The following is a 22299-nucleotide window of genomic DNA, read 5'->3' as shown; positions in this document are numbered from 1 at the left end:
GTGTACGTCCGCCGGCTCGAACTGGTCGACTTCCGCTCGTACGAGCGGGTCGGCGTCGACCTGGAGCCGGGGCCGAACGTCCTGACCGGGGCGAACGGCGTCGGCAAGACCAACCTGGCGGAGGCGCTGGGCTATGTGGCGACCCTGGATTCGCACCGGGTCGCCACCGACGCCCCGCTGGTCCGGCTGGGCGCCACCTCGGCGGTGATCCGCTGCGCGGTGGTGCACGACGGCCGGGAACTCCTGATCGAGCTGGAGATCGTCCCCGGTAAGGCCAACCGGGCCCGGCTGGGGCGCTCCCCGGCCCGACGGGCCCGGGACGTGATCGGCGCGTTGCGGCTGGTGCTGTTCGCCCCGGAGGACCTGGAACTCGTCCGGGGCGACCCGGCGGAACGCCGCCGCTACCTCGACGATCTGCTGGTGCTCCGGCAGCCCCGGTACGCGGGGGTGCGTGCCGACTACGAACGGGTGGTCAAGCAGCGCAACGCCCTGCTCCGCACGGCGTACCTGGCCCGTAAGACGGGCGGGTCGCGCGGCGGTGACCTGTCGACCCTGGCGGTCTGGGACGCCCACCTGGCGCAGCACGGGGCCGAGTTGCTCGCCGGCCGGCTGGAACTGGTCGCCGCGCTCACCCCGCACGTGGCGAAGGCGTACGACGCGGTGGCGGCGGGAGCGGGAGCGGCGGGGATCGCGTACCGGCCGTCGGTGGAGCTGAGCGGGGTGGGCACCGACCGGCAGGTGCTGGCCGAGGCGTTGACCGCCGCGCTGGCCGAGTCCCGGTCGGCCGAGATCGAACGGGGCACCACCCTGGTCGGGCCGCACCGCGACGACCTGGTGCTCACCCTCGGCCCGCTGCCCGCCAAGGGGTACGCCAGCCACGGCGAGTCCTGGTCGTACGCGCTGGCCCTGCGGCTGGCCGGGTACGACCTGCTGCGCGCCGACGGGATCGAACCGGTGCTGGTGCTCGACGACGTCTTCGCCGAGCTGGACGCGGGTCGCCGGGAACGGCTGGCCGAACTGGTCGGTGGGGCCGGTCAGCTGCTGGTGACCTGTGCGGTGGACGACGACGTCCCGGTGGCCCTGCGCGGCGCCCGGTACGCGGTGGGCGACGGGACGGTCCGCCGTGTCGACTGAGCCGGAGCAACCCGCCGGGCCCCGGAAGGCGACCGGCGGCCAGGGGCGCACCGCCCCGGGCGGGGCACGCGGTGCGCGTACCGCAGGGGGGACCGGTGGGGGTGCGGACGGCGCGCGGGCCCGCTCGGCCGGCACCGGCGCGGACGCCGGTGCCGGTGGTGGTGCGGATGCCGCCTCCCGGGGCGGTGCCGGGGCCGGTGGTGGACGGGCCGGTGGTGGTGCGGACACCGCTGGACCGTCGGGTGCCGGCTCGTCCGACGCCGGGGCGGGCGGTGGTGCCGGGGTGACGGAGGCGGGTGCGGCGCAGGCGACCGGGCCGGAGCTGGCGCGGGCGGTGCTGGACGCGGCGAAGGCCCGGCGGGAGTCGGCGGCCCGTAACCGTCGCCCGGGGGTCACCGGTGCTGCCGACGGGGCCGGCCGGCGGCTGCGCGGCTATTCGGGGCCGGGGCCGGACCCGCGTGACCCGCAACCGCTGGGTGCGGTGCTGGAGCGGCTGATGAAGGCGCGCGGCTGGCAGCAACCGGCCGCCGAGGCGACCGTCTTCGGTGCCTGGGAGAAGGTCGTCGGGGCGGAGATCGCCCAGCACAGCCGCCCGGTCAAGCTGGAGGACGGCGAGTTGACCGTGGAGGCCCGGTCGACCGCGTGGGCCACCCAGCTGCGCTTGCTGGCCGGGTCGCTGCTGAAGCGGATCGCCGGGGAGGTCGGCCACAACGTGGTGCGCAAGCTGCACATCCACGGGCCGGCGGCACCGTCCTGGTCACGGGGGCCGCGTCGGGTACGCGGTCGGGGGCCGCGCGACACCTACGGCTGAGGCTCACCGCTCGGCGCGACGGGCCTCCCGCTCGGCGCGTTTGCGTTCCCGCTGCTCGCGGCTCCACTGCTTGCGTCGTTCCAGGTCGGCTTTCCAGGCGTCGCGGGCCTGGCGGGAGCCGCCCTGCACCGCGCCGGCCACCTCCGGCGGGCCGGCCAGGTTCTTGAAGGCCCAGGCGAGGAGTCGACCGCCCTCGCCCGGGGCCTTCGTCACCGGCTTGTCCTCGCTCATCGGCACCGACCCCCCTGCTGACGATTGGTGTACAAACCATTGGTACACCAATCGTTGGTAGCATCGCAACGGCGACGAGGAGGTGCACGTGGTGGACGGCCCACCCGACGGGGATCCGCTGGCGCTGGAGGAGCAGGTCTGCTTCGCGCTCTCCGTCGCCGCGCGCGGCGTCGTCGCGGTCTACCGGCCGCTCCTGGAACCGATGGGGCTGACCCACCCGCAGTATCTGGTCATGCTGGCGCTCTGGCAGCACGCGCCGCTGTCGGTACGCGAGCTGAGCCGGCTGCTCCAGCTCGACCCCGGCACCCTGTCGCCACTGCTCAAACGCCTGGAGGCGGCCGGCTACCTCCGCCGTGAGCGGGACCCCGCCGACGAACGCAGCCTCGCGGTCTCGCTCACCGGGAGCGGGCGGGCGCTGCGGGCCCGTGCCGAGCAGATCCCCCCGGCCGTCGTCGCCCGGCTCGGGCTGCCGCTGGCCGAACTACGCGACCTGCACGGGGCGCTGACCCGGGTGATCGCCGCCGCCAACGGCGCGGTGACGGTCGGGCCGCCACCTGCCGGGCCGGCGACGCCGGACAGCTAGCGGCCGCGCACCGCCCGGCCAGCCGGCGTCAGCCGCCACCGTGCGGGTGCGGTCAGGGCTGCGGGCCGGGCCGGCGACCGGGCTCGGCGTCGGCGTAGACCGCGAAGCCCCGGTCGGCGCAGCGCCGGTAGAAGGCGGCCAGGACGCCCAGCTCGGCACAGGTGAAGTCCCACTGCGGCGGGTCACCGTTCTCGTCGCGCAGCCGGTCGAGCCGGCTGCCCAGCCAGCGCAGCTGCTGCTCGGCGAGACGCCCGTCACCGAGCAGCGCGCGGAGCACGTCGCTGACCGACTCGAAGGTCACCGTCTCGCCGTGCGGCCGGTGCTGGACGACGAACTTCTCCACCCCGCCGGCGATCCAGGAGCAACCGTCCGGGTCGATCACCGGGTCCTCGTCCTCGGCGGCGGCGTCGGTGGCGTAGAGCACATTCTCCAGGCCGAGGATCAGGTCGACCAGCTCGGTGTAGGCGGTGGCCCGGACCGTGCCGGTCTTGGCGATGTGCTCGGCGAGCGCGGCGGTCGGCGCGGAGATCCGGGGGATGTCCACGATCTCGCCGAAGTCGACGAACTCGGCCGGCGCGACCGGGTCGTAGAAGCGGCCGGTCCGCGGCCAGTGCACCGCGACATTGTCCAGCCCCATCTGGTGTCACCTTTCGAGAGCACGGGTCGGGTCGATCGGGTCCATCGTCCCGGTTGCGGGTGGAAAAGATCAAGACGGGCAACTTCGCCGCGCGCCGCAAAGCTACGGTACGGCCACCGTCGGACGCGACCCCCCGCCCGCCCGGCAGGGCGGCCGATTCCGTGGCGGCGGCCACGGAGGTGGGGCCGGGGCGTGTAGGGGGAGTCGCGGACAGCGAGATTCGGCCGGCTACGAGGGTCTCAGCCGCCTTCCAGGGGTGCCGAGTGGCGGTTCTGTCGTGTGCGCACAGTAAGATTGACGGTGAGACGACGACCTGACGCGGTGCGACGGACAGGGGCCCTCACCGGCCCTTGATCAACGTCCCGGGTCGGGTCTGGCCGATCGCGATCCGCGGGCAACCGCGGCGACCGGCGCGCACGATCCGCGACCGCCCTGCGGGGCCGCCGCCCGTGTGCGCCGACGTCGTGTCCTGTCCGCCGAACCCGCGCACCCGCGCCCCGGCGCGGGCGGTGCGAGAAAGTGGCCGAGGGTGGCAGCGCAGGACAAGCAGGAGTACGGCGCAGAGTCGATCACCGTCCTCGAAGGGCTGGAGGCGGTCCGCAAGCGGCCCGGCATGTACATCGGGTCCACCGGCGAGCGTGGCCTGCACCACCTGGTGTGGGAGGTCGTGGACAACGCGGTCGACGAGGCGCTCGCCGGCCACTGCGACACCATCGACGTGGTGCTGCTCGCCGACGGCGGGGTCCGGGTCACCGACAACGGCCGTGGCTTCCCGGTCGACCTGCACCCCAAGCTCAAGAAGCCGGGTGTCGAGGTCGCGCTGACCGTGCTGCACGCGGGCGGCAAGTTCGACGGCAAGGCGTACGCGGTCTCCGGCGGTCTGCACGGTGTCGGCGTCTCCGTGGTGAACGCCCTCTCCACCCGGATGGCCGTCGAGATCCACAAGTCCGGCTTCGTCTGGCGGCAGAAATACCACAACTCCAAGCCCGACGCGCTGGAGAAGGGCGAGACCACCGACCGCACCGGCTCGGCGGTCTCCTTCTGGCCGGACCCGGACGTCTTCGAGACGGTCGACTTCGACTTCCAGACCATCTACCGCCGGCTCCAGGAGATGGCCTTCCTCAACCGGGCCCTCTCCATCCACCTGCTCGACGAGCGGGTCGCCGAGGGCGAGGAGGGCAAGCCCCGCGAGGTCACCTTCTACTACGAGGGCGGCATCGCGGACTTCGTCCGGCACCTCAACGCCTCCAAGAACCCGATGCACAAGACGGTGGTCGAGTTCGCCGCCGAAGAAGAAGGCATGTCGGTCGAGATCGCCATGCAGTGGAACGAGTCGTACGGCGAGTCGGTCTACACCTTTGCCAACACGATCAACACGCACGAGGGCGGCACCCACGAGGAGGGCTTCCGGGCCGCGCTGACCAGCGTGGTCAACCGCTACGGCGCGGACAAGAAGCTGCTCAAGGGCGACGAGAAGCTCTCCGGCGAGGACATCCGTGAGGGCCTGGCCGCGATCATCTCGGTCAAGCTGGCCAACCCGCAGTTCGAGGGCCAGACCAAGACCAAGCTGGGCAACACCCCGGTCAAGAGCTTCGTGCAGCGGGTCTGCAACGACCGGCTGGTCGACTGGTTCGACCGGAACCCGGCCGAGGCCAAGACGATCATCCAGAAGGCGTCCCAGGCGGCCCGGGCCCGGATCGCCGCCCAGCAGGCGCGCAAGCTGGCCCGGCGTAAGTCGCTGCTGGAGTCGGGCTCGATGCCCGGCAAGCTGGCCGACTGCCAGTCCACCGACCCGCGCGAGTCCGAGGTGTTCATCGTCGAGGGCGACTCGGCCGGCGGCTCGGCCAAGCAGGGGCGCGACCCGCGTACCCAGGCGATCCTGCCGATCCGCGGCAAGATCCTCAACGTGGAGAAGGCCCGGATCGACCGGGTGCTCAAGAACAATGAGGTCCAGGCGCTGATCACCGCGCTGGGCACCGGCATCCACGACGACTTCGACATGGAGAAGCTGCGGTACCACAAGGTGGTGCTGATGGCCGACGCCGACGTCGACGGCCAGCACATCCAGACCCTCCTGCTCACCCTGCTGTTCCGCTTCATGCGTCCGCTGGTCGAGCTGGGTCACGTCTACCTGGCCGCCCCGCCGCTCTACAAGATCAAGTGGAACAAGAAGGGCGACGACGCCCAGTACGCGTACTCCGACCGGGAACGCGACGGGCTGATCGCGCTGCGCCAGCAGAAGAAGCCCAACGCCAAGCCGGACGACATCCAGCGGTTCAAGGGTCTCGGCGAGATGAACTATCCCGAGCTGTGGGAGACCACGATGAACCCGGCCACCCGGACCCTGCGTCAGGTAACCCTCGATGACGCCGCCACCGCCGACGAGCTGTTCAGCGTGCTGATGGGTGAGGACGTCGAGGCCCGCCGCTCGTTCATCCAGCGCAACGCCAAGGACGTGCGGTTCCTCGACATCTGACGGGCCGGCCGACCGGTGCCGCACCGGTCGGCCGCCGTCCACCGGGTTATCCACAGCCTGGCCGGTTTCCACAGCGTTATCCACAGCACGAACACGACTCTGAGTCTGATAAGGGTTAACAGTGACCGATACTCCCGAGTCCACCCCGAACGAGCCGGAGACCCCCGAGACACCACTCGCGGCGGTCGTCCAGCACGACCGGATCGAGCCGGTCGGGCTCGAGGTCGAGATGCAGCGCTCGTACCTCGACTACGCGATGAGCGTGATCGTCGGGCGGGCACTGCCGGACGTCCGGGACGGGCTCAAGCCGGTCCACCGCAAGATCCTCTACGCCATGTACGACTCGGGTTACCGGCCGGACCGGGGCTACGTGAAGTGCTCCCGGGTCGTCGGCGACGTGATGGGGCAGTTCCACCCGCACGGCGACTCGGCCATCTATGACGCGCTGGTCCGGATGGCCCAGCCCTGGGCGCTGCGCTACCCCCTGGTCGACGGCAACGGCAACTTCGGCTCGCCCGGTAACGACCCGGCTGCCGCGATGCGCTACTGCCTGACCGCTGACGTCCGGATTCGTACGGTGGACGGCAGCATTCGGATCGGCGACATCGTGCCGGGTGCTGCGCCGAGCAGCGAGACCGACGTCGACCTCAAGGTCCGCGACCGCAACGGCGACCTGGTCCGGGCGTCGAAGTTCTTCCACTCCGGCGAGCACCCGACGCTGCGGCTGCGCACCCGCGAAGGGTACGAGCTGACCGGCACCCACAACCACCCGGTGCTCTGCCTGGTGGACGTGGCCGGCGTGCCGACCCTGCTGTGGAAGCTGCTCGCCGAGCTCTCCCCGGGCGACCGGGTGGTGCTCCAGCGGACGGTGCCGGACGAGATCGGCTACCCGATGCTGGAGCACGTCGAGGCGGCCGTGCTCGCCGGTGCGTTCGTGTCGGAGGGCTGGGTCTCGGCGGCCCGCGCGGGCTTCAACAACGTGGACCGGGACTACTTCCTGCGCGTCGTCGCCGCCTACGACCTGGCCGTCGGTGGCCCCCGGTACGTCAGCGAGCGGGTGATCGCCTCGGGCAGCACCCTGCACGAGCTGGACGTCCAGGACCTGTCGGCGTTGCGCGCCAGCATCCTCGGCGAGCTGGTCGGTGCGCATAGCGCCGCGAAGTTCGTGCCCGAGTTCGTCTGGCAGGGGCCGGCCGCGATCAAGCGGGCGTTCCTCCAGGCGCTGTTCGAGGGCGACGGGTCGTCCTCGCTGCTGCCCCGCAACACCATCCAGGTCTCGTATTCGACCCGCAGCGAGCGGTTGGCCCGCGAGGTCCAGCAGCTGCTGCTGGAGTTCGGCGTGATCAGCCGGCAGACCCGGTACGACGACGGCGAGATCAAGGTCGTGGTGACCAACCGTCGCGATGCCCGGATCTTCGCCGCCCATGTCGGCTTCCTCGGCCGTAAGCAGGCCAAGCTGGAGTCCGAGCTGGCTCAGGTGCCGGCGAGCAGCACGGCGCTGTCCAGCGACCATGTTCCGCTGGTCGGCGACTTCATCCGGGAGCACGGCGCGGCCCGCTGGACCGAGCGGGACTGGCTGCGTCGGCACAACGTCGACCGGATCGAGCGTTGGGAGCGGGACCGCGACGAGATCGCCGCCCGGATCACCAACACCGAGGTGCTCGACGTCGTCGAGCCGTTGGTCGACGGGCGGTTCTACTACGCCGAGGTCGCCGAGGTCGCCGATGCGGGCGTGCAGCCGGTCTACAGCGTCCGGGTGGACACCGAGGACCACTCCTTCGTCTCGGACGGGTTCGTCAGCCACAACACCGAATGCAAGCTGGACCCGCTGGCGATGGAGATGCTGCGGGACATCGACGAGGACACCGTCGACCTCCAGGACAACTACGACGGCCGGGCCAAGGAGCCCACCATCCTGCCGTCGCGCATCCCCAACCTGCTGGTCAACGGCTCCGAGGGCATCGCGGTCGGGATGGCCACCAAGATCCCGCCGCACAACCTGCGCGAGATCGGCGCGGCGGTGCAGTGGTGCCTGGAGAACCCGGAGGCCGACGAGGCGACCACGCTCGAAGCGCTGCTGGAGATCGTCAAGGGTCCGGACTTCCCCACCCACGGGTTGATCGTCGGTCAGTCCGCCATCCAGGACGCGTACCGGACCGGTCGCGGGTCCATCCGGATGCGTGCGGTGGTGGAGGTCGAGGAGGACAAGCGGGGCCGGCCGGCGCTCGTCGTCAGCGAGCTGCCCTACCAGGTCAACCCGGACAACCTGGCCGAGCGGATCGCCGAGCTGATCAAGGAGGGCAAGCTCGCCGGCATCGCCGACATCCGGGACGAGTCCTCCGGGCGTACCGGCATGCGGATCGTGCTGGTGCTCAAGCGCGACGCGGTCGCCAAGGTGGTGCTGAACAACCTCTACAAGCACACCCAGCTCCAGGAGACCTTCGGCGCCAACATGCTGGCCCTGGTCGACGGGGTGCCGCGCACGCTCAACCTGGCCCAGTTCCTCCGCTACTACGTCGAGCACCAGATCGAGGTGATCCGGCGGCGGACCGCGTTCCGGCTGCGCAAGGCCGAGGAGCGGGCGCACATCCTGCGCGGTCTGTCCAAGGCGCTGGACGCGCTGGACGAGGTGATCGCCCTGATCCGGCGCTCGCCCACCGTCGACGACGCCCGGCAGGGCCTGATCCGGCTGCTGGAGATCGACGAGATCCAGGCGACCGCGATCCTGGACATGCAGCTGCGCCGGCTGGCCGCCCTGGAACGGCAGCGGATCCTGGACGACCTGGCCAAGCTCGAACTGGAGATCGCCGACCTCAAGGACATCCTCGCCAAGCCGGAGCGGCAGCGGAAGATCGTCTCCGAGGAGCTGAGCGAGATCGTCGCGAAGTGGGGCGACGAGCGGCGTACGAAGATCATCCCGTTCGACGGCGAGGTCTCGATGGAGGACCTGATCGCCCGTGAGGACGTGGTGGTGACCATCACCCGCACCGGGTACGCCAAGCGCACCAAGGTCGACCTCTACCGCTCCCAGCGGCGCGGCGGCAAGGGCGTGAGCGGCGCGACCCTGCGGCAGGACGACATTGTCAGCCACTTCTTCGTATGCTCCACGCACGACTGGATTTTGTTCTTCACCAACAAGGGCCGCGTGTACCGGGCCAAGGCGTACGAGTTGCCCGAGGCCAGTAGGGTGGCCAAGGGCCAACACGTGGCCAACCTGCTCGCCTTCCAGCCGGACGAGCAGATCGCGCAGATCATCGAAATCCCGAACTACCAGGTGGCCCCCTACCTGGTACTGGCCACGAGAAACGGCCTGGTGAAGAAGACCCGACTCGAGGAGTTCGACTCCAACCGGTCCGGCGGCGTCATCGCGATCAACCTGCGCGATGAGGACGAGCTGGTCGGTGCCGTCCTCGCGGCACCGGAGCAGGACCTGCTGCTCGTCTCCAAGAAGGCCCAGGCGATCCGGTTCAACGCCTCCGACGAGGCGCTGCGCCCGATGGGCCGGGCCACCTCGGGTGTGATCGGCATGCGCTTCACCGACGACGACGTCCTGCTGGCCATGGAGGTCGTCCGGGAGGGCCTGGACGTCCTGGTGGCCACGAACGGGGGATACGCGAAACGTACCCCCATCGAGGAATACCCCGTCCAGGGTCGGGGAGGTAAGGGCGTGTTGACTGCGAAGATCACCGAGCGCCGCGGTGGTCTGGTCGGCGCGGTCGTGATCGACCCGGACGACGAGCTGTTCGCGATCACCAGCAACGGCGGCGTCATCCGGACTCCGGTGAAGCCTGTACGCCGTACCCGTGACCGGAACACAATGGGGGTCAAGCTGATGGACCTCCCGGACGGCGTGACTATCGTGGCGATTGCTCGCAATGCCGACGAGCCTGACGAACAGGACTAGTTGAATGACGGAGACACAGGCGAAGTCGGGGAACAAGGGGACCTCGGCCACCCCGGTCGACGAGGAGGCCGCCAAGAGCGGCACAACCCCCGCCGGCCGCGCCGCGGTGGGCCGGGCGACCGTCCCCGCCGACGCGCCTGCCCCGAAGTTCACCCGGGCACCCGGCATGGCACCGCCGCCGGACAAGCCGGGTGAGGACTCGGGGACGACCGAGCAACCCCAGCCGACGGGCACCGACGCGCCGTCCTCCGCCACCCAGCCGGTGGCCACCACGGCCAGGTCGAGCAACACGACACAGCCGATCTCACTGGGGGCAGCCGCCTCCCCGTCCACGACCGGCACCCAGCCGAAGATCGGCGGCGGGTTCCGGCCGTCCCCGGACACCGGGCGTACCGGCGCGGGCGGGGGCGCGGGTAACACCCGGCCGGCCAACGGCGGTGGGCTGCCACCGGGCCTCGGTGGCCCGGCGGCCGTCGGAGCCGCCCGGGTGGGTGACGCGGTACGCGCCGCGCGTACCTCGGTCAGTTCCGCTGCCTCCCGGGGGCCGCGCCGCGCCCGGCTGAACCTCAAGCGGATCGACCCGTGGTCCGTGATGAAGTTCGCCTTCGCGGTCTCCGTCGTCCTGTTCATCGTGGTGGTCGTGGCGACCTCGGTGCTCTATCTCGCGCTGGATGCGATGGGTGTCTTCCAGAGCGTCAACGACAGCTTGACCGACCTGGTCAGCGCGAGCGGTGGGCAGGGCGCCGACGGTGGCTTCCAGATCACCGCCAAGGGCGTCATCCTCACCTCCGCCCTGATCGGGCTGGTCAACGTGGTGCTGTTCACCGCGCTGGCCACCCTCGGCGCGTTCGTCTACAACGTCTGTGCCGACCTGGTCGGCGGGATCGAGTTGACGCTCGCCGAGCGCGACTGATTCGACCCGACGCCGGGGTGCCGCCTACCGCGGTCACCCCGGCGTCGTGCTTTCCCACCCACCCGCCTACCACCAGCCGTCCCCGCCCCTCGCTCACGGGGGGATGCGGCGGTGTGGGAGCCGCTCCGCTACCGCTGTGGCGGGGTTGGAGGGGAGCTCCGATCGTCCGACCGGGGTAAACGGCTCGCCCCGATCAGGGGTGGCCGGTACGGTCGGGAAGGCGCGGGCGCACCGGCCACCCCGATTTGGGAGCGGACGATGCGATGGGTTAACCTTGCTCGTCGCTACGCGGGGCTATAGCTCAGTCGGTTAGAGCGCAGAGCTGATAACTCTGAGGTCGCTGGTTCGATTCCAGCTAGCCCCACCGCACACAGTTCCGGCGAGCAGTCGAGTCGAGCGCGAGGGGTCGCCCCATGTTCAAGAAGCTGCTGTTCCTGGTCGGCATCATCGGTGTCGCCGCCGTGGTGGCCAAGAAGGTCAAGGCTTCCAACGACGAGCGCGCCCTCTGGCACGAGGCGACCACCTCGCCCGACCTGCGCTGACCGGTCCGGCTCCGGCCAGCACCCGGCGGCCCGGCCCGCCCGGGGGCCCTAGCTCAACTGGCAGAGCACTGCCTTTGCAAGGCAGGGGTTAGGGGTTCGAGTCCCCTGGGCTCCACCGACCGCACCATTGTGCGAACCGGTGGTACTCCTGAAGTGCCCCCGTCCGTCTTGGGCGGGGGCATCGTCGTGTCGGTGGGGATCTTGAACACGGGGACGACTCCTTGGTCGGTGAGTTGGACTTCGGCGATGAGGGTCTCGATGGCGGCCTTGCGTTCGGTGTCGCTGCCGCTGGCCATGATCGTGGTGAGGTAGTCGCGGATCAGGGCGATGGTGCCGGGTGCCGGTGGGGCGGGCTGGGCGGCGAGACCGGCGGCGAGTTCGGCGTGCCGGCCATGGAGTAGGGCGAGTCGTTGGCGGAGTTTGCGGATGCGGGGGCCAGCGGTGGCGTCGTCCATGGTGCCGTTCTCGAACGCGGTGTGATACCGGTCGATGGCGGCCTCGGTGGTGGTGATCTGGTGGGCGAGGGCGGTGAGTTCGGCGCTGCGGTCGTCCGTGGTTGCGGCGCGTTGGGCGTGGGCGCGTTCGATCATGGCGGTCAGCACGGGCTCGGCGGTGGTATAGAAGTCGTGCAGCGCGGTGAGGATGGCGTTGTCGAGGTCGTCGGCGGGTAGGCGGGGTGCGTCGCAGGTGGCGTGTTTGCCGTAGCGGGTGCGGGTGAAGCAGGTGTAGTAGCGGTAGCGGCGGGTCCGTCCGTTGGCGGACGTGCCGATGTAGCGCTGTCCGCAGCGCGGACATGTCAACAGGCCGGTGAGGTAGTAGTCCGAGTCGGACATCGCCCGCTGGGTTTGGACGTCGCCTCGGGCTGCGGCGATGTCCTGGGCGCGTTGGAAGGTGTCCCGGTCGATCAGCGGGTCGTGGGCGTCGGGGACGTAGACGTCGCGGTAGGCGATGTCCCCGACGTAGGCGGGGTTGTCCAGGATCCGGTTGATGGTGTGTCCGGACCACTTCTTCCCGGTCCGGTTCGGAACCCCGCGGGAGTTCAGCTCGGTGGCGATGGCGCGGGTGCCGACGCGGTCGCGGGTGTATAGGCGGAAGATGTCGCGGAGGATGGGTGCCTCGTCGGGGTGGGGGACGAGGCGGTGGTCGGGGTTGACGAGGTAGCCGTAGGGGCGGGTGCCGCCGGCCCATTTGCCTTTGCTGGCTTTCGCGGTCATGCCACTTTTCACTCGGTCGATGATGATGTTGCGTTCGAATTCGGCGAACACGGCGAGGAGTTGGAGCATCATGCGGCCGAAGGGTCCGCCGGTGTCGACGGGTTCGGTGGCGGAGGAGAATCGGACGCCGGATTCTTCGAGGGTATTGATGAGGTCGAGTAGATCGGCGACGCTGCGGCTGAATCGGTCGAGTCGGTAAACGAGCAGGACGTCGTAGAGGCCGGCTTTCGCGGCGTGGAGTGCTTTTCGCAGGCCGGGTCGGTGGGTAGTGGCGCCGGAGGCGTCGTCTTCATATTCGGCGACGATGGTCCAGCCCGGCTGGGAGGTGACGTATTTCTCCAGGGCTGCGCGTTGGGCGTCGAGCGAGAACGGTTGGTGTTCGTCATCGGTGGAGCGGCGGATGTAGACGCAGACCCGGCACGGGCCGGATGGGCGTTCAACTGTGGTGGGTTGGTGGGCACGTCGTCCGCGTCGCTTGGGCGGGGTGAGGGGTGGCGCAGTCATGCGGTGGTGTCCTTCGCGGTAGAGGGGTGGGTGCCGGTGGCGGCCGGGCGGCCCGCCACCGGCGGGGTGGGTTACGGGAAGAGATCGGGGTGGTCGTCGATGAAGTGATTGAGTAGAACGGCGAGTGCTTCGGCGGCGTTGTCGAGTTCGGTAGGGGACATGGGTACGGTTTCGATCCGCGCGATCCGCATAGGAATACTGGTTTCTCTGTTGCGGGTGCGGGGTGTCTTCGCACCGCCGTTGTTGGTGGCGGTACCGGGATGTGGTGCGTCAGGATAGCTCCGGACGTCGTTTTCGTGGTGCGGCTTGTGGGCCACGTTCCTCCGAAAAGCGAGAAAACCGGCTGGGGTCGGGGGATTCCGTTCATCCGTTGCTCCTCTCGTTCGAATTTCAGCCCGTCGAGTCGGGCGGGAGGGTAGCTCGGTGATCTGTCAGCGGCTGGGACTTCGATCTCGCTGGAATCTGTCAGGCGCTTTCGGCGGGCTGTCGACAGATCCGTGACAGACCGGCAGGGCCGTCAGTCGGCGATGGCGTCGCGGTGGTGGTCGGTGTGGAGGGTGTGGTCGGCCAGGTCGGCCAGGCGCAGCCGATGCGGCCCGCCAACGATCCAGACGGCGTCGGCGGGGCTCAGGCCGGCAGTAGCGGCGTAGTCGCGGGCGGCGGTCGCGACGGGGAGTCCGGTGGGTTCGTCGGCCAGCCGGAGGCGCAGGTTGCGTTCCCGGGTGGTGGAGTGCAGCCAGAACAGCACGGGCCAGACCTGGCCGAGGGTGCCGAACAGATCCCGGTAGCCGGCGAGTTTGCCGGTCAGCACATCGAGCTGTTCGCCGCCGGTGTCGTACTCGACGAACACCGGCACCAGGCGGCCGTGTTCGGCCCACAGGGCGTAGCCGTCGGGTCGGACCCGGGGCTGGTAGGCGCGGACCAGGGCGGGGTCGTCGGGTCGGGTGAACGCGCCGGGGCGTGCGCATGCGGCCTCGGGTAGCCAGCGGACCAGGTCCGTGTCGGGGTGGGTGCGGGCGTAGCCGGCAAGGTCGGTGAAGAACTGGTTCACCCCGAGCCGGTGGGTCAGTGTCCGGGTGGAGGTCCACCGCCGCCGCTGAATGCGGGCGTGGTCGCGGCGGGGTGGGCGCTCGTCGCGGTCCGCGGCGACGACGTCGGCGCCGAGCTGGTCGAGCAGGTAGTGGTAGGGGTAGGAGCCGCCGTCGGGCCGCTGCGGCCGGAACCGGTCCACCAGCCGCAACTGGTGCAGCTTGCGTAGCCGCCGTTGGCAGAAGTCCAGCGACGGGAACAGGGCATGGGCGATCTGGGACGAGGTCAGCACGCCGTGGTCGTACAGCCAGCCCAGCAGGACCCGGTCCCGTCCGGTCAGCTGGGACTGGACCCGAAGCACAGGATCAACCATCAGCGGCGGTCACCCCCTTCCAAGCGAATGCGGATGACGCACCCCCTGAGGGGAGACCCGAGACGTGGAGGGTCTGTCGGAGGACAGGTGGCAGCCAGTGACAGTCGGAGCGACCTGCACTGTGAGGAGGGGACGGGGGTCCGTTCGGGGGTCAGGTTCAACACTGACGTCAACACGGACGCCGACCCTGACCCCCGAGCGGGGATCAAGACGGGTTCTGTCAGCACTGGCCCGCGACGTCGAGCCGGCCGGGCGGTGCCGGCGGTCGGAGAGTTGAGCGAGAAGCAACGAGACTCCTTGTGGAAGGGGTAGTGATAAGGAACCGCAGGGGTCGACGGTCCGAAGGGTCGAGATCATTCCGGTGGTGTCGCCGCCGCTCCTCGGGCCGGGCAGGACTTGGGCGCGGCCATGTCTCATCCGGCGAGCGGTACGGCGCGAGCGGCAGCGAGGGCTGGTCTCTGTGTAGTTGCCAAAGTCTCTGTGTAGTTGCCAAAGAACACGGCCATCCCTGGGCGGAGCTGGACGGCCGATGCGGAAGCGGACAGCACCCATCGCCACGGCCGTGGAACCTACGACCGTGGGTGACAGATGCTCGGCAAACGGGCGAGAAAACGATCAAGCGGTGCACCCGGTCCTAAACCCAGGCGAAGGGCGGGACCGGGGCTACTGGGCGGCGCGCGTCAACGCGTGCAGCACGATGGGCCGGCTCAGCTCGCCGGAACCAGATCCTTCATCGGGGACCTCCTGTCGGGTAGCTCGTATGCCGACGACCTGTCGAGGGCCGCGACGACAGCGAGCGCTCCACCCGGGAGCGTTCGCCCGTGCGCTGATCAGCCCGGTAGCCAGGTCGCCGCACGAGGACGTGCCTCTATTGCGCATCAGCGGAGTACGCCGGTCAAGTGCGATCGGCCGGTCCGTAGCGCTGGCCGGAGCGAGGAACGTTCGCCTCTGTTCACCTGAGTCCACGCACGGTTGCAACAGTCCGCTCCAGTCCCGCCCTATCCAGACCAAAGAATCTTGAGGAAATCTCTCGGTCTCTCATAATGTGAGACGCCGGGCAATGTCGGGCACCACCGTAAGTTTCTTGTGGCCGCAGTCCTCACGCGCCTCGACTGGCGGCTGCTTCCGACAGCACGGGATTGCCGGTGAGCATCTGCGGAATGAGTAGTTCGCGAAGCGTTCGGGTGGCCTGGATGACGTCCTTGTGTGCGCGGATCTTTGTGTCGATGGCCCTGGCGATCTCGGCAATGCCCTGCTGAACGGCTGCGGGGGGCAGCACGAGGGGCATCTCCCGGACCTTGCGCCCGTTGAGCGTCGGCAGCACTCCGCGCTGGGTGTACTCGGCCAGCCACTCCTGCACCGCCGGGTGAATGAGGTAGCAGGCGAGGTAGTCCGCGGAGATGTCTTGGGTCGCGCGGATACGGATGCAGGAGCCGCCGAGCAGCCAGCGCGCCTCTCGCTCGCTCACCACCGCGTGCCGGGTTGTTCTGCCAATGCGCACCAGCACGATGTCGCCGGGGCTGAGTTCGTATCGTGGCCGAAGGCGTTCGGCGGTTTCCTCGTCCACGCTGACGGTGGGGTTGATGCCCTCGGGGCCGATATCGCCGGCCTTCACGACGGGGACACCTCCGATCACGTACGCGGAGGAACTCAACGTGGTGCCGGACGGGCCTGGCTGCACGTCGCAGCACTCGCCAAGCTGCCGCGTTTGCCAGTCATCCGGGACGGGGCCAATCAGCGTGTCCACGACACCAACCTTTCGAGGCAGAGGTCGAGGGTCAGGTCGGCTGTTCTGGCCTCGTCGTCCAGCCGGGCCAGGTTGCTTCGCAATGCGGGAAGCGTGGGCGAGGTCCGCCGGTCGGTCACGACTTGCCGACGCTGATTCAGATAGGTGCTGGGCTGAAGGTCGTAGCTGCGCTCCCGGATCTCCGTCACCGTCGCTGTGGTAGCGGCGAAGTCTTCCGTCGCGATCGGGAGGACGGCCGTCTTGTTCATCCATCCTTGATACGCGTCGAGGACTGCTTGGCAGCCAGGCTCTGTCAACACCCGGTGGGTAGGGCCGATCTTGCGAGTCGCTCCCCGCGCATCGACGAAGAGGACCTTCTCGCCTGCAGTGTCGCCAGGATGAGCCAAGATCCACACTGTTACCGGGACCGTGGTCTCGCGGAACAGGTGACTGGGCAGCGCGACAACACAGCGAACGGCTCCACGCTCGACCATCGCCCCCCTGATCTCCCGCTCCCGGACGGTGAGCGCGAACGTGGCGTTGTAAGGCATGATCACGGCAGCCCGGCCGCCGGGTGCGAGCGCCTCGACCGCCGCCTGCAACCAGGCCATGGTGACGTTGTGCGGGGAAGGCTCGCCGTACGGCCACGGGCGTGCCGATCGGGCCGTGGGAAGGCTCCAGTTCCTCATGCCGAACGGCGGGTTGAGCAGCACAACGTCGAACCGGCCCGGTTCGGCGTCGATCTCCCCGGGGTCCGACGGCGGCCCATCTCCGAGGTCGATCCGTACGCCATGGATTGCGGCATTCATCGTGGCTAGGCTCCAGGTCCTGGCCGTCGCAGCCCGTCCGGTCAGTGCCGCCGGTGAACCCGATCCGGTCATGCGCGTCATGTGTTTCCCCGCCGCCACCAGCAGGTTCCCCAGGCCGCAGCAAGGGTCGTGTACGCGGCTCCCGGGTACGGGATCGACCATCCGCACCATCAGACTCGCCAGCCCAGCCGGAACCAGGTATTCGTCTGGGCTGCTGTGGCGGAACCTGGCGAACTGGTCGAGCAGGTACTCGAACACCTTGTCGCCGGGTGTGCGGACGTCGGAGAGGATGCGAACGATGTTGAGGAGCTGATGCCGTCCGTAGACGGTTGCTGGAGCGTCTCGAAGGACTGTTGTGGCAGTCGAAAGGGGTGCCGCCTGCCGCTGCCACGCCTGCCTGACAACCCCATGAATCGTGTCGATGGAGGATCTCGATATCGCCGCCCAGTCGACAGGGGAGGCATCTCGTAGGCACAGGAGGGACAAGACGATGGCCTCGAAGACTGCCGGTACCTCGCTCTTGCGTAGCAGCCGCTCCAGGGGCGACCACAACCGCTCGTCGAGTGACTCCGCCGCCGGTGCAGGCATCGGATCAACGGTAGCTGGTGGTACCGGATACCCGACCGCGGAGCGGAACCGTTCCCCGTAGGTCGTTCCCTGAGGCTCGCCCGGCAGTAACGCTGGACGCGGGATCAGGCGGCCATCGAGCCACGCCGCCATCGCCGACGTCAGGTACCCAACCTGGGAGCCGCGCCGAACGAGCTGAGGAAAGTTCTTGGGATGCCTACGCGCCCAGTTGCTCACCGCCTGGGTGGTGACGGCTGCGGCGTGAGCCACCTCATCCTTCGTCATCAGCTGTTCCACCGTGGACATGGTCAGCGCCCCTCTCGGTTGCTGCCACGGGAGCTACCTCCCGGGCGGACCGATCCACGCACCGCGCGGATCAGCTGCGTGAGGTGACGGGTCCGCTGCTCGCTCATGATCACCCAGCCCAGGAACAGCAGCACCGGTAACAGGATCGCACCCATGATGTACGGCCCGGGGAGATCACCGACCAGCTGCGCCAGCCTCGCCGCCATGCTGCCTCCTCCTGTGAGATTTCGTTGTCGCACTCGAAGCTAGGGGCAGCAGCCCGACGAACGAAGCGCGTATCGATAATACGCGCATATCTGTTTCGCGGCTGTCCGGGCGTAGCGGCGAAGGGCGCCGGTATCCCATCGTGGGCAAGGGAGGCCAGCTCAAACTCGCGCAAGGGTGTCGATCCTTGCGGATCAGGCCCTGGCAGTCGAAGGTCGAGGGCGTGCAGATATGGGATCCGCTGAAGGAACACCAGCTGCTGTTGCTGCGGCGGATCGGCGACGGAGACGATCTCAGCGGCCCAGACGGACTCGACCAGCGCCACTCGGCTCGAGCACTGCAGACCCGCCGGCTCGTCGACGTCAGCCGCCGGGGCGGTGTGTGGCGGGCCCAGATCACCGACGCCGGCCGCTTCTACCTCGACAATGGCATCCACCCCGACCACCCCGACCGGCTCTCGCCTGGCAGGGCGACACCCCGTCAGCGCACCCGGCCCGCCATCACCGCCAACCGCAGTGGGTCGGCTTCGAGCCGGTCGCCAGCCGGTGGCAGCGCCACATCGGCCGACTCGCCGCAGCCTCCGACCACCGCAACAGTCGAGCAGGCCCGGCTGCTCGTGGAACGCCTGCGGGCCGAGGGCGGAACCGTGCGAGTCGAGAGCCCCGACGCCGAGGAACGTGCCCTGTATCGGCGGGTCATCCACGCGGCCAAGCAGCACGGCCTTGTACCCGCTGGCTTCCACCTCAAGCACACCGGCCGCGCCGCCGGAGACCTGATCATCCGGCTATCCAACGACGACGACCCGAACGACAGGGATTGGAACCGGATCCGGCTCAACACACGCCGCGTCACCACCGATCCCGGCCTCGTGTTCGCCGCGCTGGAGAAGAACCCGGCCGGACTGGAGGTCACGAAGGAATCTGTCCCCCGGGCGCTGGACCTGATCCGTGGCCTCGCCGCCGAAGCCCGACGACGGGGCCACCGGGTCGGGGTGAACACCAAGACGAAGAACCCGTCGGTCTACCTCCAAGTCGACAAGACCCGTCGCAGAGTCCGGTTGATCGAGGAGTACGACGAGATCCCCCACGTGCCCACCGAGCAAGAGGCCCGGCAGCTGCGGCGCAACCGGTGGATGGTGCTTCCGAAGACCGACCGGGTCGCCTCCGGCCGGCTGCGGATGGAGATCGCCCGCGCTGGCTGGGACAAGAAGGACACTTGGACCGACGACAAGCGCACCACCCTGGAGAAACGTCTTCCCCGCATCATCCGCGATGTCGAAGCCGGCATCGTCGCCGACGAGGAAGCCAAGCAGGCTGCCCAGCGTGCCCACGACGAATACGTCGCCGAGCTGAATCGGAAGGAGGTCGAGGAGCGTCGCCGCTGGCAGGCGGCCCTCGACGAGGCCCGCCCCCAGGCCGCCGAACTCCTACGCAAGAAGGCGTTCCGGCGGGCCTACGACTCCTGGATCTCCGCCAACGAGATCCGCGCCTTCTGCGACGCTCTCGAACACGCCGCACCCGACCAACTGGCCGACTCGGGCAACCGCACCCGATGGATCGACTGGGCCCGAGCCGCCGCCGACCGCCTCGACCCCACACAAGGGGAACGAACACTCGCCGAGATTGGCTTCGACATCGAGCCGAAGCCCGGCGACCTGCGGCCCTTCATCGGCGACTGGAGCCCCACCGAGCCCCGCCGCGAATACCGCTCCGAACGCGACCAACAGGCAATCGACGCGACCCGGCTCCAGGCCGATGCCTGGCACCACGGCATGCGTGGACGCGCAACCTGGTGGCGCAAGTAGCGGCCATGGGCAGAAGCGCGGCCCCGTAAGTCGACGGCCTGTTGGGCTCGTCCGGCGGATGCGTTCGCCTACTGGTGGGTGAAGTGGCCGTTCTTGGTGCCGGCCAAGAAGCTCGTCCAATCCTTCCGGCGGAACAGGAGAGCCGGGCCGGTCGGGTCCTTGCCGTCCCGGAGAGCCACCTCGTCGGCGAGGTCGGCGACCTCGACGCATTGGCCGTTCCCGCTGGACCGGGTGCTCTTCTTCCACTGGGCGCGGGACAGGTCAACCGAGGTCATCCCGTACCTCCTTCCTGACTGATCGCGGCAGCGTGTTCCTGGATCAGCTTGATCGAGCTGGTCGGATCGAGTGCGGTGGCGCGAAGGTGTTCGAACGTGCTGGTGTAACGGCGGACGTCTGCTTCCCGTTCGAGGAACAGGTCGCCGGCCATGCTGTCGATGTAGACCAGGGCGGGGTCGGCTGGGTCGGGGAAGTCCATGACGACGAACGAGCCGGGCATGCCGGCGTGCGCGCCCGAGGTGAACGGGATGACTTGAAGCGTGACGTGCGGCTGGCCCGCCGCGCTCACCAGAGCGTCGAGCTGTTCGGCCATGACGGCTGGTCCGCCAGTCAGCCGGTGCAGGACGGCTTCGTCGAGGATCGCCCAGAAGCGCAGCGGCTCCGTCTTGCGGAGTGACTCCTGCCGCTGCATGCGCGCCTTCACCCGGGCATGCACGTCCGCGTCGGTCGCCAGCGGCAACACGCCCCGGATGACGGCGCGGGCGTAGTCGTCGGTCTGCAGGAGGCCCGGGACGAAGAGCGACTCATAGTTGCGGACCGAGCGAGCTTCGGCTTCGAAGCTGATGTACGTGGTGTAGAGCTCCGGCAGTTCCGACTCGTACGCCTGGAGCCAGCCCAGCTGCGCGGCCTGGCGGGACAGGGCGATCAGCTCGCTGCGCTTGTCCTCGTCGGTGACGCCGTACTTGTCCAGCATCGCCATCAGGGTGCGCCGCTGCGGGCGGACCTTGGCCGTCTCGATGCGGTGGAGCGTTGCGGGATTGATGCCGGTCTGCTCGCTGACCTCGTCGCGGGTGAGGCCGGCCGCGGTACGCAGTCCGCGCAGTTCCGCCGCGAGCCGCCGGAGGCGCACGGTGGGCGGTTGCCGTCGAGCTGACAACTCCATGTCCCTTCGCTCCTGTCGTAGTCAGAGTGTGCCCGCCGTGCGGATGCAACCTCCAGGCAGGCCAGGCAAGTGACGTACATGCGAATGCAATCCTTGCATTCTCACTAGTGCATAGGCACTATGGGCATGAGCATGTCAGGTCGGTGCGGCTCATCAAGCCGCGCGGTGCGGCGGTGGGCTTGCGCTCCCAGGGGGCCCACCAACCGTCCGGCCTCGGACGCCGCTCGATGGGACGCAGCCCGTCACCCGAAGCAGGCTGCGTCCCCGCCGAGAGGCTGAGTCAGGGAGGCAACGCGGTGGTTTCATCCCTCGTCCTGCTGGTGGTCGCGATGCTCGGCTTCGCCGCCGGACTGTTCCTGTTCAAGGTCAAGTCCCGATGGTGTCGACGGTGCGGGTCGGCACTGAACTGCCCCGACTGCGGAGGCCGCAGATCCCGCCCGTGTCCCGGCCGGACGAGTTGGATGAGTGGATTGTGACCCCGACGCCGATCACACCTGTAGTCGCCGTCGCGCCCGGCGACGTCGTGCACCTACGTGAACAGGACTACCAGCACAGCAGCGGCCCGCTTCGGCTGCGGATCGTCTGCGTCCGCCTCGACCTCAGCCTCTGGTACGACGGCCAGTGGGTGTGGCTCGAAGGCATCGAGCTGTGCTCGCCCGGCCGCGCCGGACGCTTCCGGCACGTCCTCGCCCGCGTCGCTGCCCTCCCACAGCCGCAGGAATGACGTGGCCGCCACCGTCTACCTGTCCGCAGCGGCCAACGACCAGCTCACGACCGCGCAGCGAGCGCTCGACGAGCACGTCACCTCCAGTGCCACCGGCTACTGCCTGCGCTGCCAGCTCATCGGCCCCTGCCCCACCAACGAGCAAGCCGCCGCCACCTTCACCCGCTACGGCCGCCTGCCCCGAAGAACGCCCGGCGCCACCCGACCGCAGCTCATCAACGCCCGCCGCATCACTGCCGGCCCCGATCCCGCAGCCGACCTCACCCGGAGGTACCAACCGTGAGCATGCCCGACATCGCCGCCGCGCTCCGAGACCTGCACGTCTCCATCGGCCAACAGCATGACCTGATGAAGGTCGTCATCCAGGACGCCGAAAACGCCCGAGCCGAGTTCCGCGCCCTGACCACCGGAGCCACCAATCCCCTGGTCAACCGGGCGCTGGGCAACTACGCCCAAGGCATAGTCAAGCTCCGCGACGGCTCATGGCTGCTCGCCGAAGCAGGCGGCATCCTCGCCGAGTACGCCCGAGCGATCGGCATCGACATGCCGCCACGGCAGGGTCTGCTGCACCGATAGGTGACAGTTTCAGTCACGCGGCCTGATTGGCCGGTGGGGTCATGATGGTCTCGTACTCGATGGGGGTCAACCG

At 69.2% G+C, this 22299-nt stretch carries 21 protein-coding genes, 2 tRNA genes and 1 pseudogene; 14 read left to right on the top strand and 10 right to left on the bottom strand.

The window, feature by feature from the left end:
• Positions 1-1134: a DNA replication/repair protein RecF gene (gene recF / locus AB0B63_RS15420; protein ID WP_357018774.1), complete on the top strand. Its 1134-nt coding sequence runs from the start codon at positions 1-3 to the stop codon at positions 1132-1134.
• Positions 1135-1417: 283 nt separating this feature from the next.
• A complete protein-coding gene (locus AB0B63_RS15415) occupies positions 1418-1945 on the top strand; it encodes a DciA family protein (protein WP_208565797.1) in 528 nt (175 codons plus the stop codon).
• A gap of 3 nt (positions 1946-1948) precedes the next feature.
• Here the strand turns inward: AB0B63_RS15415 and AB0B63_RS15410 are convergent, their stop codons facing one another.
• Positions 1949-2176, bottom strand: a complete 228-nt coding sequence (locus tag AB0B63_RS15410; protein ID WP_208565181.1) for a hypothetical protein — start codon at positions 2174-2176, stop codon at positions 1949-1951.
• An 88-nt stretch (positions 2177-2264) separates the two neighbouring features.
• On the opposite strand from AB0B63_RS15410, the gene AB0B63_RS15405 reads away from it, so the two are divergent.
• The gene (locus AB0B63_RS15405; protein WP_357018771.1) at positions 2265-2759 is read left to right on the top strand and encodes a MarR family transcriptional regulator; all 495 of its coding nucleotides are present in this window, start codon (positions 2265-2267) and stop codon (positions 2757-2759) included.
• A 52-nt stretch (positions 2760-2811) separates the two neighbouring features.
• Here the strand turns inward: AB0B63_RS15405 and AB0B63_RS15400 are convergent, their stop codons facing one another.
• Positions 2812-3396 carry a hypothetical protein gene (locus AB0B63_RS15400; RefSeq protein ID WP_208565183.1) on the bottom strand — a complete coding sequence of 195 codons (585 nt, stop codon included), beginning with the start codon at positions 3394-3396 and terminating at the stop codon, positions 2812-2814.
• A 529-nt stretch (positions 3397-3925) separates the two neighbouring features.
• Between AB0B63_RS15400 and gyrB the strand changes: the two genes are divergently transcribed.
• From gyrB to AB0B63_RS15365, 7 genes are all read left to right on the top strand, one after another.
• Positions 3926-5872: a DNA topoisomerase (ATP-hydrolyzing) subunit B gene (gyrB, locus tag AB0B63_RS15395; protein ID WP_208565184.1), complete on the top strand. Its 1947-nt coding sequence runs from the start codon at positions 3926-3928 to the stop codon at positions 5870-5872.
• A gap of 121 nt (positions 5873-5993) precedes the next feature.
• On the top strand, positions 5994-9776 hold the full coding sequence (gene gyrA / locus AB0B63_RS15390) for an intein-containing DNA gyrase subunit A (RefSeq protein ID WP_357018767.1): 3783 nt from the start codon (positions 5994-5996) through the stop codon (positions 9774-9776).
• Positions 9777-9780: 4 nt separating this feature from the next.
• Entirely contained in the window at positions 9781-10689 is a 909-nt protein-coding gene (locus tag AB0B63_RS15385; RefSeq protein ID WP_208565186.1) for a DUF3566 domain-containing protein, read from the top strand.
• Between the two features lie 290 nt (positions 10690-10979).
• Positions 10980-11053, top strand: a tRNA-Ile gene (locus tag AB0B63_RS15380).
• Between the two features lie 49 nt (positions 11054-11102).
• On the top strand, positions 11103-11231 hold the full coding sequence (locus tag AB0B63_RS15375) for a DLW-39 family protein (RefSeq protein WP_218108253.1): 129 nt from the start codon (positions 11103-11105) through the stop codon (positions 11229-11231).
• Between the two features lie 42 nt (positions 11232-11273).
• Positions 11274-11346, top strand: a tRNA-Ala gene (locus AB0B63_RS15370).
• Positions 11347-11641: 295 nt separating this feature from the next.
• On the top strand, positions 11642-11902 hold the full coding sequence (locus AB0B63_RS15365; RefSeq protein WP_357018764.1) for a hypothetical protein: 261 nt from the start codon (positions 11642-11644) through the stop codon (positions 11900-11902).
• 18 nt (positions 11903-11920) lie between these two features.
• Here AB0B63_RS15365 and AB0B63_RS15360 read toward each other — a convergent pair.
• From AB0B63_RS15360 to AB0B63_RS15335, 6 genes and pseudogenes are all read right to left on the bottom strand, one after another.
• Positions 11921-12949, bottom strand: a pseudogene (locus AB0B63_RS15360) (recombinase family protein); the annotation flags it as partial.
• 71 nt (positions 12950-13020) lie between these two features.
• Positions 13021-13266 (bottom strand): hypothetical protein, encoded by a 246-nt coding sequence (locus tag AB0B63_RS15355; RefSeq protein ID WP_357018763.1) that lies wholly within the window; start codon positions 13264-13266, stop codon positions 13021-13023.
• 200 nt (positions 13267-13466) lie between these two features.
• Positions 13467-14351 (bottom strand): replication-relaxation family protein, encoded by an 885-nt coding sequence (locus AB0B63_RS15350; RefSeq protein ID WP_357018760.1) that lies wholly within the window; start codon positions 14349-14351, stop codon positions 13467-13469.
• A gap of 1099 nt (positions 14352-15450) precedes the next feature.
• The gene (locus tag AB0B63_RS15345) at positions 15451-16098 is read right to left on the bottom strand and encodes a restriction endonuclease subunit S (RefSeq protein WP_357018757.1); all 648 of its coding nucleotides are present in this window, start codon (positions 16096-16098) and stop codon (positions 15451-15453) included.
• Positions 16086-17759 carry an N-6 DNA methylase gene (locus AB0B63_RS15340; protein ID WP_357018755.1) on the bottom strand — a complete coding sequence of 558 codons (1674 nt, stop codon included), beginning with the start codon at positions 17757-17759 and terminating at the stop codon, positions 16086-16088. The genes AB0B63_RS15345 and AB0B63_RS15340 overlap by 13 nt, the downstream gene beginning before the upstream one ends.
• Before the next feature lie 2 nt (positions 17760-17761).
• Complete coding sequence (locus tag AB0B63_RS15335) at positions 17762-17965, bottom strand: hypothetical protein (RefSeq protein WP_357018753.1); 204 nt, start codon at positions 17963-17965, stop codon at positions 17762-17764.
• A 185-nt stretch (positions 17966-18150) separates the two neighbouring features.
• Between AB0B63_RS15335 and AB0B63_RS15330 the strand changes: the two genes are divergently transcribed.
• Complete coding sequence (locus AB0B63_RS15330; RefSeq protein WP_357018749.1) at positions 18151-19767, top strand: hypothetical protein; 1617 nt, start codon at positions 18151-18153, stop codon at positions 19765-19767.
• Positions 19768-19835: 68 nt separating this feature from the next.
• Here the strand turns inward: AB0B63_RS15330 and AB0B63_RS15325 are convergent, their stop codons facing one another.
• Together AB0B63_RS15325 and AB0B63_RS15320 are read right to left on the bottom strand one after the other, a co-directional pair.
• Positions 19836-20042, bottom strand: a complete 207-nt coding sequence (locus AB0B63_RS15325) for a DUF397 domain-containing protein (RefSeq protein ID WP_357018746.1) — start codon at positions 20040-20042, stop codon at positions 19836-19838.
• Positions 20039-20926 (bottom strand): helix-turn-helix transcriptional regulator, encoded by an 888-nt coding sequence (locus AB0B63_RS15320; RefSeq protein WP_357018743.1) that lies wholly within the window; start codon positions 20924-20926, stop codon positions 20039-20041. Before AB0B63_RS15320 ends, AB0B63_RS15325 begins: the two co-directional genes overlap by 4 nt.
• 388 nt (positions 20927-21314) lie before the next feature.
• On the opposite strand from AB0B63_RS15320, the gene AB0B63_RS15315 reads away from it, so the two are divergent.
• Genes AB0B63_RS15315 through AB0B63_RS15305 form a run of 3 tightly spaced genes read left to right on the top strand, consistent with a single transcriptional unit; the run spans position 21315 to position 22226 of the window.
• Positions 21315-21650, top strand: a complete 336-nt coding sequence (locus AB0B63_RS15315) for a hypothetical protein (protein ID WP_357018740.1) — start codon at positions 21315-21317, stop codon at positions 21648-21650.
• Between the two features lies 1 nt (position 21651).
• Entirely contained in the window at positions 21652-21933 is a 282-nt protein-coding gene (locus tag AB0B63_RS15310; protein WP_357018737.1) for a hypothetical protein, read from the top strand.
• On the top strand, positions 21930-22226 hold the full coding sequence (locus AB0B63_RS15305; RefSeq protein ID WP_357018734.1) for a hypothetical protein: 297 nt from the start codon (positions 21930-21932) through the stop codon (positions 22224-22226). The genes AB0B63_RS15310 and AB0B63_RS15305 overlap by 4 nt, the downstream gene beginning before the upstream one ends.
• The last annotated feature ends 73 nt before the right edge of the window (positions 22227-22299 follow it).

Origin of the sequence: Micromonospora sp. NPDC049081, assembly GCF_040648835.1 — a bacterium.
Lineage (GTDB): Bacteria > Actinomycetota > Actinomycetes > Mycobacteriales > Micromonosporaceae > Micromonospora > Micromonospora antibiotica.
The sequence above is the reverse complement of the archived record's forward strand: the minus strand, read 5'-3'. Positions and strand labels throughout refer to the sequence as shown.